The sequence below is a fragment of the Rhodococcus sp. NPDC056506 genome, assembly GCF_042794945.1.
Lineage (GTDB): Bacteria > Actinomycetota > Actinomycetes > Mycobacteriales > Mycobacteriaceae > Rhodococcus_F.
Genome location: NZ_JBHTSW010000012.1, coordinates 16,609 through 28,450 on the forward strand (window position 1 = coordinate 16,609; position 11,842 = coordinate 28,450).

General features: G+C 62.6%; 11 protein-coding genes. 9 read left to right on the forward strand and 2 right to left on the reverse strand.

What is annotated here, in order from left to right:
- The first annotated feature begins 86 nt into the window (after positions 1 to 86).
- Together ACFQ6H_RS12830 and ACFQ6H_RS12835 are read left to right on the forward strand one after the other, a co-directional pair.
- Positions 87 to 923 carry a class I SAM-dependent methyltransferase gene (locus ACFQ6H_RS12830; RefSeq protein ID WP_378646415.1) on the forward strand — a complete coding sequence of 279 codons (837 nt, stop codon included), beginning with the start codon at positions 87 to 89 and terminating at the stop codon, positions 921 to 923.
- The gene (locus ACFQ6H_RS12835; protein WP_378646417.1) at positions 923 to 2,311 is read left to right on the forward strand and encodes an FAD-binding oxidoreductase; all 1,389 of its coding nucleotides are present in this window, start codon (positions 923 to 925) and stop codon (positions 2,309 to 2,311) included. Before ACFQ6H_RS12830 ends, ACFQ6H_RS12835 begins: the two co-directional genes overlap by 1 nt.
- Before the next feature lie 28 nt (positions 2,312 to 2,339).
- On the opposite strand, the gene ACFQ6H_RS12840 is transcribed toward ACFQ6H_RS12835, so the two are convergent.
- A complete protein-coding gene (locus tag ACFQ6H_RS12840; protein ID WP_378646419.1) occupies positions 2,340 to 3,539 on the reverse strand; it encodes a serine/threonine-protein kinase in 1,200 nt (399 codons plus the stop codon).
- Positions 3,540 to 3,765: 226 nt separating this feature from the next.
- Between ACFQ6H_RS12840 and ACFQ6H_RS12845 the strand changes: the two genes are divergently transcribed.
- From ACFQ6H_RS12845 to ACFQ6H_RS12875, 7 genes are all read left to right on the forward strand, one after another.
- A complete protein-coding gene (locus ACFQ6H_RS12845; protein ID WP_378646421.1) occupies positions 3,766 to 4,641 on the forward strand; it encodes a hypothetical protein in 876 nt (291 codons plus the stop codon).
- Positions 4,638 to 6,191: a DNA polymerase Y family protein gene (locus ACFQ6H_RS12850; protein ID WP_378534378.1), complete on the forward strand. Its 1,554-nt coding sequence runs from the start codon at positions 4,638 to 4,640 to the stop codon at positions 6,189 to 6,191. Before ACFQ6H_RS12845 ends, ACFQ6H_RS12850 begins: the two co-directional genes overlap by 4 nt.
- A gap of 165 nt (positions 6,192 to 6,356) precedes the next feature.
- Positions 6,357 to 7,202 carry an alpha/beta hydrolase gene (locus ACFQ6H_RS12855; RefSeq protein WP_378545295.1) on the forward strand — a complete coding sequence of 282 codons (846 nt, stop codon included), beginning with the start codon at positions 6,357 to 6,359 and terminating at the stop codon, positions 7,200 to 7,202.
- Entirely contained in the window at positions 7,189 to 7,944 is a 756-nt protein-coding gene (locus ACFQ6H_RS12860; protein WP_378646423.1) for an alpha/beta fold hydrolase, read from the forward strand. The genes ACFQ6H_RS12855 and ACFQ6H_RS12860 overlap by 14 nt, the downstream gene beginning before the upstream one ends.
- A gap of 67 nt (positions 7,945 to 8,011) precedes the next feature.
- Positions 8,012 to 8,353, forward strand: a complete 342-nt coding sequence (locus tag ACFQ6H_RS12865; RefSeq protein ID WP_317556436.1) for a DUF6292 family protein — start codon at positions 8,012 to 8,014, stop codon at positions 8,351 to 8,353.
- A gap of 45 nt (positions 8,354 to 8,398) precedes the next feature.
- Positions 8,399 to 10,036, forward strand: a complete 1,638-nt coding sequence (locus ACFQ6H_RS12870; RefSeq protein WP_378534373.1) for a sulfatase-like hydrolase/transferase — start codon at positions 8,399 to 8,401, stop codon at positions 10,034 to 10,036.
- A gap of 87 nt (positions 10,037 to 10,123) precedes the next feature.
- Entirely contained in the window at positions 10,124 to 11,080 is a 957-nt protein-coding gene (locus ACFQ6H_RS12875) for a R2-like ligand-binding oxidase (protein WP_317556439.1), read from the forward strand.
- Positions 11,081 to 11,089: 9 nt separating this feature from the next.
- On the opposite strand, the gene ACFQ6H_RS12880 is transcribed toward ACFQ6H_RS12875, so the two are convergent.
- Positions 11,090 to 11,728: an HD domain-containing protein gene (locus ACFQ6H_RS12880; protein WP_378646425.1), complete on the reverse strand. Its 639-nt coding sequence runs from the start codon at positions 11,726 to 11,728 to the stop codon at positions 11,090 to 11,092.
- Positions 11,729 to 11,842: the final 114 nt, after the last annotated feature.

Below are 11,842 nucleotides of genomic sequence, written 5' to 3' on the forward strand. Positions count from 1 at the left end.
GAGGAGCGTACCGACGTCGTAGCGTCGAAGTAACGGCATCAACGTTGTTGGGCTCCGAGTACGAAAAATATTGAAGGAGAACGGTAATGAGTGAATCAACGGGAACGCTCGGGCTGGACCGGGAGCTGAAGGCCAAGCACCGGGCAATGTGGGGTCTCGGTAACTATCCGGCGGTGGCGGCGCAGGTCATCGCGGAACTCGGACCTGTATTGGTACGTGAATGCGGCGTGCAGAAAGGAGATCGGGTGCTCGACGTCGCGGCGGGGTCCGGCAATGCGGCGATCCCGGCGGCTGCGCTGGGTGCGCAGGTGATCGCCACCGACCTGGCTCCCGAACTATTCGTGGCAGGAAAGGAGGCCGCGGCGCTCGCGGGTGTCGAACTCGATTGGCAGGAGGCCGATGCCGAGGCTCTTCCCTTCGGCGACAACGAGTTCGACGTGGTGCTCTCGTGCGTCGGCGTGATGTTTGCCCCGCACCATCAGCGCGCCGCGGACGAACTTCTGCGAGTATGCCGATCCGGCGGAAAGATCGGAGTGCTGAGTTGGACTCCAACGGGATTCATCGGCGAGATGTTCAAAACGATGAAGCCGTATGCGCCGCCGCCACCGCCCGGCACCCAACCGGCGCCGTTGTGGGGCGACGAGAACCATGTTCGTGATCTGCTCGGTGATGTCGACGCCAGGACAGACGTACTGCGTGTGGAGACGTTCAGCGGACCGGAAGATTTCCGTGATTTCTTCAAGAAGAATTACGGGCCGACCATCGCGGTGTACCGGAACATCGGCGACGATCCTGACCGAGCGCAGGCACTGGACCGTGATCTGCTCGAGTTGGCGAAAAAGTACGGCAGCGGAAGCAAGCCGTTCGTGATGGAGTGGGAGTACCTGCTTCTCACCGCGACGCCCGATGAGGGAGGTGCGTGATGACGACGGTCGAGTTCGCGCCGCTGAAATCGGCGATCACAGGTTCTGTATTCAGCCCCCGAGATCCGGAGTACGACGACGCCAGGTCGATTTGGAACGGGCAGATCGACCATCGGCCGGCGGTGATCGCCCGGTGCCGGTCGGCGTCGGATGTGTCTGTGGCACTTGCATTTGCCAGAGCCCATTCCTTGGAGGTTTCGGTCAGAGGTGGCGGGCATTCCTACCGCGGCGCGTCGGTCTGTGAAGGCGGTGTGATGATCGATCTCAGTGCGATCAACGTGGTAACCGTCGCCCCGTCATCGAAGCGAGCCAGGGTCGGCGGTGGTGCGACGATTGCCGACCTCGACACGGCGACGCAGGAACACGGGTTGGCGGTGACCGGCGGCGTGATCAGTGATACCGGCGTCGGTGGCCTGACGCTCGGTGGTGGCATGGGGTGGCTGACCCGCACGCTCGGCCTGGCGATCGACAATCTGGTGTCGGCGGAGGTGGTGCTCGCAGACGGTTCGATCGTGCGAGCCTCCGAGGACGATCACAGCGACTTGTTCTGGGCTCTGCGCGGCGGCGGCGGGAACTTCGGAGTGGTCACCGAATTCGAGTACCGTCTGAGCGAGATCGGTCCGGAAGTGCATCTGGGACTGTTCTTCTGGGGGATGGAGGATGGACCGGCAGCGCTTCGTCTGTGCCGCGAGGTGGTGCCGGCCCTACCGGGAAACGCCGGTGCAATGGTTGCGGTCGGTTTGTCCGCGCCGCCGGCACCGTTTGTCCCGGATCAGTTTCACCTGCTTCCCGGATACGCGTTACTGGTAGCCGGTTTCGGATCGGAAGAGGAACACTCGAATGCGATTGCGCCGATTCGAGATGGGGTGCCGACGCTGTTCGAGTTCGTCACCCCGCTCCCGTACACCGGTTTGCAGTCGATGCTCGACGACTCGGAGCCGTGGGGTGCGTACGCCTATGAGAAGGCTTTGGACCTGGTGGATTTCTCCGACGACGTGATCGATGTTCTGACCGAACAAGCGGGCAAGAAATCGTCGCCGATGTCCTTCATGCCGATCTTTCCGCTGCAGGGAGCTTTCACTTCCGTCGGCGAGGACGAGACTGCGTTCGGTGGTTCTCGCACAACACATTACGTGTGCAACATGACGGCTACGGCCACCGATGCCGGGACACTGGAATTGGATCGATCGTGGGTGCGTGAGACCTGGGAAGCCTTGCGTCCGTTCTCGTCCAATCAAGGCGGGTACGTCAACTTCATGACCGATGTCGACGAGGACCGAGTGCGAGCCTCCTACGGCGCGGCGAAGTATGCGCGATTGTCCGCAGTCAAGGCGAAGTACGACCCGGACAACGTGTTTCACCTCAACGCAAATATTCTGCCCGCGTAAGGCGTCCAAGTCAGAGTGCGAACACCAGTCAGACCGTGAATACCAGGATGACGACGATCAGCGCGGCCAAGATGATGACGGCAATCATGCCGGTCATGGCGAGGGGAGCCCAGGCCACTACCTTGTCACGGGTGCTGGCATCGGCGGGCCCGGTCGGTATTCGCGGCGGCCAGGAGAACATGTCCATCGGACTGGGAACGTTCCGCAGTGGCGTGTTCTGTTGCACTGCAGGAAGTCCGGTGATCGTGGACCCGGTCAAGCGATTGCGGCGGTGTGGGTCGGCAAGTTGTGTGGTCCGGTGAGCCCAGGCCGGTACGGCGCCCTCGGACGAGTAGACGGGAGCGTCGATCAGCTGCTCGATCGTGCCGCCGCCCGTCGCGGCTGCAGCGAGAGCGTCGCGTGCCTGAGCCATTGTCGGCCGTCGGGTGGGGTCCGGCTCGAGGAGTTGAAGGAGAACGTCGGTGAGCGGTCCGGACTTGGTGGGTCGGTAGATCTCGGCCTTGGCGACACGATGCAGTAGGGCGATGGCGTCCGAGTCGATACCGAAGGGCGGTTGACCCTCGATCACCGTGTAGAGCGTCGACCCGAGTGAGAAGACGTCACTGGCCTCGGTGGGGTCGTCGCCGCGGGCAACTTCGGGTGCGAAGTACGCGGGAGTGCCGGTGATGACTTCGTCCTGGGTGTCGGACACGTCGCTCTTTGCACGGGCGATGCCGAAGTCGCTGATCTTGACGGTGCCGAGGGACTTGCCTCGGTCTGCGATCAGGATGTTGCCGGGTTTGATGTCGCGGTGGACGATGCCTGCGGCGTGCGCTTCGGTGAGTGCCGCAGCGATCTGCGCGCCGATCTGCGCGACTTCGAGTGGTGGCAACGTGTCGGCCAGGTTCATGGCCTGGGCGAGGCTGCGAGCCGGGAAGTACTCCATGACCAACCAGGGTTCGCCGGACTCGATCGCGACGTCGTACATGGCGATGGAGTGGGGATGGGTGAGCTTTGCGGCGTTCCTGCCCTCGCGCAATGTGCGTTCGCGGACCTCTTCGGCCGTTTCGGTGTCGAGGCCTTCCGTACTTGTGACCTGTTTCACCGCGACGTCACGGCTGAGGAGGGTGTCGCGGGCCAGCCAGACGGCGCCCATCCCTCCGTCGCCGATCTTGGAGCGGAGTCGGTACCGCCCCGCCAGCAGGTATTCGGGCCCGATGCCCCTCCCGGTCTGCTCCTGAGCTGTCACATCTCAAGGTTAATGGATTGATGCCACTGTGACGCTCGAGGCTCCTGTGAACTGGGTTTTTGGCTCTGCTTGACGTGTCGGGGGTGACACGGTTTACTGAAAACAGTTCGAAAATATGTTCGAAATTGCTGTTCGTTGGATGCATGTCAAACCCGACTTCCCCGCGGTTTGCCGGCTGGTTATGGATTGCTACCAGTGAGTTTTTCCGGTGTTCCGGAGGATGGGGATGACCGAGGTGACCGAGTTGGTAGAGCTGTCGGCAGATGCGGCGGGGTTGTCCCGTCAGGATCGGCTGGCACAACTCCGCCGACAGATCGCGTCCATTCCGTCTCGGGGCGATACGTCGTTCTCCGGACCGAGTGTGTCTGTTACCGGTGTGTCCGCGACCGGTGTTTCCGGGACAGGTGCAGCAGTGTCCGAGAGTGTTGCGGACAGCGACAGGCCGGTATTGGACCGGGCTCACAAGGCCGGTGTTCTCCCGGTGCCGGAGGGCATAGCCGCATTGTTACCGCAGGGCGGTTTGGTACGGGGAACGGTGGTGTCCGTCGAGGGCGCGGCGTCCTTGCTTTTGGGATTGGTCGCGTCCGTAACGGCGTCCGGAGGGCATGTTGCAGTCATCGGGCAGCCTCGACTGGGATTGCTGGCGGCGTACGAGATGGGTGCGCAACTGGAACGTCTGGCACTCATTCCGGCGCCTGGGCCGGATCCGGTCGAGATCGCCGCTGTGCTGCTCGACGGTATGGATCTGGTGATTCTGGGATTGGCGGGTGCGTCGGTATCCCCGTCGCGTGCGCGAGCGGTGGTGGCGCGCGCCCGGAGCAAGGGCTCGACTCTTGTTGTCACCGAAGGTCACTGGGACGGGGCCGAAGTTCGGTTGGACGCTCGGGTCCATGGTTACGGTGGGTTCGGTCAGGGCCGGGAGTTGGGGCGTGGTCGGCTCAGTTCCCTGAGCCTCGCGGTTCGTGCACGGGGGCGCTCGTTCCAGCCCCGGACCACGCGCCTGGACATCTGCAGTGCAGCCGGCCGGGTCGAGTGGGTGCCTTCCCAGCCGGTGGAGACTGTGTCGTCCCAGGTGATGACGGAGCAGGTGGTGTCACTGTGAGCAGAGTTCTGGCGTTGTGGTGCCCGGATTGGCCGGCGGTGGCAGCGGCAGCACTTGCCGATCTTCCGGCAACACATCCCGTCGCGGTCACCTCGGGTAATCGGGTGATCGCATGTTCGGCGACGGCCCGCGCGGAGGGAGTTCGCCGAGGCTTGCGTCGACGCGAGTCGCAGGCCCGCTGCCCGGAACTGTATGTGGCGACGGCAGATCCGGAACGCGACGCCAGATTGTTCGAGCCGGTGGCCGCGGCCATCGATGCGGTGGCACCGGGCGTCGAGGTACTCCGTCCGGGTTTGTTGGTGCTCAGTGCGCGAGGTGTCAGTCGGTACTTCGGTTCGGAGGAAGCCGCGGCGGAACGATTGGTGGATCAGGCATCTGCTGCGGGCGTCGAGAGTCAGGTGGGTGTGGCGGACCAGCTGTCCACGGCGGTCATTGCCGCGCGCCGGGCAGCGCTGGTGCCGCCGGGGGAGGGAGCACGGTTTCTGGCACCCCTACCCATGCCGGAGTTGGCGGCCGAGCCCAGCCTCTCTGCGCCGCATCGCGGAGAGTTGGTCGATCTGCTGCGCAGACTCGGGATCAGAACCATCGGTGCTTTCGCAGATCTACCGGCAGTGGACGTCGCTTCGCGTTTCGGTGCCGATGCGGTGCTCGCGCATCGTGCCGCGCGTGGTGAACCCGAGCGGCCACCGTCGGCGCGGATGCTTCCGCCGGACCTGGAAGTGGAGCAGCATTACGATCCGTCGATCGAGCGGGTAGATGCCGCAGCGTTTGCCGGGCGTGCCTTGGCAAGTCTGCTGCACGACAAGCTGTCCGCCGCCGCGGTCGCGTGTACGCGTCTGTCGATTTCGGCCAGCACGGGCAACGGTGAAAATCTTTCTCGGACTTGGCGTTGCGCCGAACCTCTGACGCCGGAGGGAACGGCCGATCGAGTGCGTTGGCAACTGGACGGCTGGCTCACCGGGCGCAGTGAGACCCGGCCGACTGCAGGCATAGCGGTGTTGCGTCTGGAACCGGTGGAGGTGGTCAGTGCCGGTGCCTTGCAGTTGGGGCTGTGGGGCGGTGTCGGCGACGAGGAGGAGCGGGCCAGGCGAGCATTGGTGCGCGTGCAAGGTCTTCTGGGCGGCGAATCGGTTCAGGTCGGTGTCCTGAGCGGTGGTCGAGGGCCCTCGGAGCGAATTACCCTGTTGCCCTTGGGAGACGAGCGGGTAGCTGCCCATGATCCGACAGCCCCGTGGCCTGGTCGTCTGCCGCAGCCCTCTCCGGGGTCGATCTTCGTCGACAATCCCAAGGTATGGCTGGGGGATATGGCCGGCAATGCCGTGTACGTCACCGAGCGCGGAGTCTTCAGTTCGCAGCCGGGAAGGCTGAAGTGGGGGAGCAAGGAATGGGCAGTGCAGGGATGGGCCGGGCCCTGGCCGGTGGACGAGCGATGGTGGGACGCGGCCTCGGCGCGCACGGCGGCGCGGGCTCAGGTTCTGCTGGAGGAATCGCGGGCGCTGCTGATGATCTGTGAAGGCGGTGGATGGTCGGTGGAGGGTGTGTACGAATGAGTTCACAGGTACAGCCAGCTGTACCGGACATGGTCGAGTCGGCTGTACGAACAGTAGGGGCGCTGGCGCCATCGTACTGACGCCGTTGGGCACCTAGCGTTGATGACATTCAAAAACTCACTGTTGCAATGATTCTCGTCGTTGCAACTCTTCGCGAGGAGTGTCATGAAAACGGCGGGCCGATCTGACGTTTCCGGAACCGATCGACTTCACTACCGGCCGACGGAGCTACGCGACGCACAACTTCTGGCGTACGACGAAGCCGGCGAAGGCCGAATCGTGGAGGTGTTCGGGGACGTCGCCACAGCTGAGCACATCGTGATCTTCGTGCCAGGCAACGACAACGGCCTGGGAAACTACTTCGACGAGAACCGTCCGACAGGACCACGAGCGAGCGGATGGACACTGGGAAGGATGCTCCGAACGCTCGGGCCGAACGACCGCGTCGCGGTGATCGTGTGGGTCGGTTATCGGACGCCGTGGGGATTTCTCGAGTCGTTCTCGCGGACTCTTGCAGAACGCGGTGCGATCGATCTGGCGCGGTTGACTCGTATCCTGCCGCGTTCGGCGCATGTCACGCTCGTCGGGCACAGCTACGGGGCGGTGGTGTGCGGACTCGCCCTCCCGTCGGCGCGCGCGGACGATTGTGTGGTGATCGGCAGCCCGGGAATGGGGACCAGTTCGCGCGAGGACCTGTGCTTTGGCGGAAATCTCTGGGCTGCTCTGGGGCCGTCGGACTGGATCCGGTACTTCCCGCGCGTGAAGATCGGTCGTCTCGGGCACGGCCCGTCTCCAGTCCGAGCGCAGCACGGAGCCATAGTTTTCGACACCGGCGCCATTCGAGGGCATTGCGGATACTTCGCTGATGCAAGTGAGTCGCTGCGCAACATCGCGAGGATCGGGCTGGCTCGCTACGACGAGGTCACGAGACCAGGGGAGTTGCCGCCTCAGCTGACCGCGTCAGCAATCCGCGAGGACAGGTCTATCCTGGGAACTCGTGAGTGTCGCTAACGTACGAAGTGCCGGCGGGGTCCAGATCAGCTACCGCGATTCCGGCTCGCATCCCAGTGTGGCCGATCTGCCTCCGGTAGTTCTCGTGCACGGGATGGGCGGCGACAGCGGTACCTGGGACAAGTTCGCGCGGACCTTGCGTTCGCGCAACCGACGAGTTGTCTCGGTCGATCTTCGCGGCCACGGCCGGAGCGCTCGGGCGTCGTCGTACCTGTTCGACGAGTTCGCGGACGACGTCATGGACGTGTGTGATCATCTCGAACTCGATCAGGTGGATCTGGTCGGCCATTCGCTCGGCGGGCACGCGGCGTCGTTGATCGCTCAGAAACGTCCCACTGTGGTGCGGAAGTTGGTCATCGAGGAAGCGCCGTTACCGCTTCGTGCGGGTGACCCGGAACAGGTGTTCGCGAGGAAATTGCCGAGTGCGCCAGAACTGTGGCACGCCACAACAAGTTTGGTGCGACATCCGCGAGCCGCGCTGACGTTCGATCGCTCGATGACGCGGTCCGCGCTCGAGCAGTTCCGCCGACCGGATCCGCAGTGGTGGGATCGCTTGCCACTCATCGAGGCCGACATGTTGTTCCTGCGTGGAGGTCTGGGCGGGATGGTGGACCCCGTTCGCCTCGACGCTGTTGCGGCCACCGTCGCGCGCTGCGAATTGGTCTCCTTCCGCACCGGCCACAGTGTCCACCGCGACGGTCACCGCCAATTCGAATCCGTTGTGTTGCCGTTCATTTCCTGAAAGCGGAATATCAGATCAGTTCCGGGAAGAACCCATCCACAACGCGTGCGGCACCGAATGTACTTCCATGCACACCAACGGCAACGACTGGTCCGCACACGAATACGTCGACGCGGTAGCACGATCCGTTCACGGAGAGACAGTTCGATGGCCGCAGGGTCCGAGCATGGATGCGGTGATCGTTCTCCCCGTTCATGCCCGAAACCATCCGGGGAAGAACGCAGTTCTGCTCTGGAATCACGACTTCGGTTGGTCGTGGGGTGTCGAGGAGGCTGATGTGCGAAGAACGATTTCGATAGTCGACACTCTCGGCATCGGCCGGACACCGGATCCGCTGCGCTGTGCGGATCGGGTAATCGAGTTGATCAGCGCACAGGCAGTTTGCTCGAGCATGTGTAGCGAACACTGATTCGGTCAACTCTGGGGCGACAACGCCTCCGAGAGGACGACGCCCGTGAACCCAGAGAACGTTCCAGCCTCGCATTGTCATTCATTGCCACGCCGGACGTTCCTCGGTGGCGTCGGTGCTCTTGTCCTCGCCGGAGTGGCAGACGTCGCAACCGGCGCGGTGAGCGCGGCGCCGGCACAAGCAGCGCCCGCCGATCGGTTTCCACAGAAACCCAACATCGTTGTCATCATCACCGATCAGGAGCGCCGGCCGATGTACTGGCCGCAAGGCTGGGCTGATCAGAATCTGCCCAACCGCAAGAGGATTGCCGATCACGGGCTGACGTTCGACCAGGCGGTGTGCAATACCGCGATGTGCTCGCCGAGTCGCAGTACGTTCTTCACCGGCCTCTACCCCGCGCAGCACGGGGTCACGAGAACGCTCACCGAAGGCGGCACTGTTTCCCCCACCGAGCCACAGTTGCAGGTCTCCGAACAGAACATGGCAAAGCTGCTGGCGTCGGCCGGCTACAACGTCCAGTACCGGGGGAAATGGCATCTGAGCAAAGGCGTCGTCGGCGGTGATCCGACAAGCGAGGACGTGGCGGGATTCGGCTTCGAAGGGTGGATTCCGCCGGACGCGGGCCAGGACACCAATCCGGATCATTTCGGCGGCGGGTGCGCAGACCATGATCGCCGTGTTGCCGAGGAGGCAGTCGATTTTCTCTCCGGACCAGCAATCACGTCCGGACAGCCCTGGGCGCTGATCGTCTCGTTCGTGAACCCACATGACGTCCTCGCGTACCCCCAGACCTGGAATGCGATGAACGGAACGTGCGACAACTACGGATCGGACGCACCAGGCGCCTTCGAGCAAGGAATCGACCTGCCGCCCACCTTCGACGAGATCCTGGCGCTCAATCACAAACCGACAGCACAGGTTCAGTCGGAATTGCTGCTTGCAGCCGGGCTCGGGCCGCTGCTCGGACCCGATCAGGCCCGCAACTACATCAACTTCTACGCCTACATGCACAAGGTTGTGGACGAACACATCGGCAGCGTGCTCGACGCGATCGAGGCCACTCCACAGATGCTCGACGACACGGTGATCGTTCGCATGTCCGACCACGGGGAGATGGGGATGAGCCACGGAGGTTTGCGGCAGAAGGTGTTCAACGCCTACGAGGAAACGCTGCGCGTTCCATTGGTCATCAGCAACCCCTTGCTGTTTCCCGAGCCCGTTCGCACCGACGCCCTGGCGTCGTTGATCGACGTGATGCCCACTCTCGCCACTCTCGCCCAAGCGCCTGCGCGTGAATCGTGGAACTTCTTGGGCACCGATCTGACACCGGTCGTCGTCGACGCTGCCGCCTATCCGCAAAGTCCCAGCGCACAGGTCCAGGACACGATTCTGTTCACCTACGACGATCAGAACTGCGCAACGCCCGACGGTCAGAACATCGTCACGCAGCCTAATCACATCCGGTGCATACGTGAGAGTCGATGGAAGTACACGATGTACTTCGATCCCGCGGGAGTTGCTGCGCCGCAATACGAACTCTACGACCTACAAGCCGACCCCTTGGAACTGAACAATCTAGCCAATCCGCTCAATATCGGCTCGTATCGGCCAGATCTGGCGGCTCAGATGAACGCCAAGCTCTTCGCAGTGATGGAGACCAAGGGCGTTTCTCTGAAGGAATAGATCGAATTTCGCCAAAACTGATTCACGTTTCAGTTCTGCGGGCATGCTGGTGGGGCATCTGTCTTCGGTTCGGGAAGAAGGAATGTCATGACTGTCACCTCGCCGGGGCGAGAAGGTTTCAGTACTCTTCGGTCGGGAGGGTTGAACTGGGATTCGTTCCCACTCCGATTGTTCACCAAGGGAAATGCAAAATTCTGGAACCCAACCGACCTCGATTTTTCCCAGGACGCTCGTGACTGGCAGGAGCTGACCAGCGAGCAGCAGCGCAGCGCCACCTTCCTGTGCGCGCAGTTCATTGCCGGTGAAGAAGCCGTCACCGAAGACATTCAACCGTTCATGAAAGCGATGTCGACCGAGGGCAGGTTCGGCGACGAGATGTACTTGACGCAGTTCTGTTTCGAGGAAGCCAAGCACACCCAGGTATTTCGGCTGTGGATGGACGAAGTGGGATTGACCAGTGACCTGCATTCCTACGTCGCTGACAATCCGTACTACCGGCAACTGTTCTACGAGGAGTTGCCGTCGTCGCTACGCATTCTCGAGACGGATCCCAGCCCGGTCAACCAGGTGCGTGCCAGCGTCACGTACAACCACGTCATCGAGGGCAGTCTGGCGTTGACGGGCTACTACGCCTGGCAGAAAGTCTGTGCGACGCGCGGAATCCTGCCTGGCATGCAGCAATTGGTGCGGAAGATCGGTGACGACGAACGACGGCACATGGCTTGGGGGACGTTCACCTGCCGAAGGCACGTCGCCGCCGACGATCACAACTGGGACGTCGTCCAGCAGCGGATGGGTGAACTCATGCCCATGGCGCTCGGAATGATCAACTGGGTCAACGATCAATTCGAGGTGCAGCCGTTCGGTTTGGACAATCAGGAGTTCCTCGAGTATGCCGCAGACCGTGCGCAGCGCCGACTTTCGGCGATCGAGTCTGCGCGCGGGCGCGACGTCGCCGAGATCGACCTCGACTATTCGCCGGAAACTCTCGAGGAAAAGTTCGGGGCGGAAGATGCCGCTGCGATGAGTGAGGCGGCCGGCTGAAGTCGAGTTCTATTGGGGCCAAGCCGAGTTCTGGATGACCTCGACAAAATCGATGTGCCGAAATCCAGGTACAAAATGTTCGAGCACGTCGCCGTTGACCGTTCCGAACGTGCTCTCGGGGCGGTGCTTGAAACCGTCGGTGAAGGCCTTCAAGATCTGATTCTTGAAATCCGGGCGGGGGTGGGCCGCGGTGACGGCGTCGATGTCGGCCTGGTCGAGTTCGCTGTATCCGATTCCGAGTACGTCGGTCTCCACACCCGCTGTCACCAAGGCGATTTCGGGTTCCAATCGGGATGGAACTTCGGGCGTCGTATGCAGAGCGATGCCTTCCCACACTGTGCGGATGTCGGCTTCGTCGACTCCGTAGCCGGTGAGGAATCGCCGTGCTTCGTCCGCGCTGTCCAATTCGAATCGTGCCGTACTGTCTCGGAATTTCTCGGTGAGCCCCAGGTCGTGGAACATGGCGCCGACGTAGAGCAATTCGGGGTCGGCGTGCAGCCCCAGACGTGCTCCCTGAAGCGATCCGAAGAGAAAGACGCGTCGCGAATGGTGAAACAGTAACTCGGAAGCCGTATCTCGGACGAGTTCGGTGGCGTTGGCAGCCATCTTCGAATCGGGGATTTTCACACCGGCAATGATCGTGTTCATCGGTACCTGCTCTGCTTGTCGCTGCTGCGAATTTCTCGGTCTATCCCAGTGTCGGTCGAGCACGCACGCGGGCGCACCCTGATCTCGGCCATACTGTCCACAGATCAGGACGAA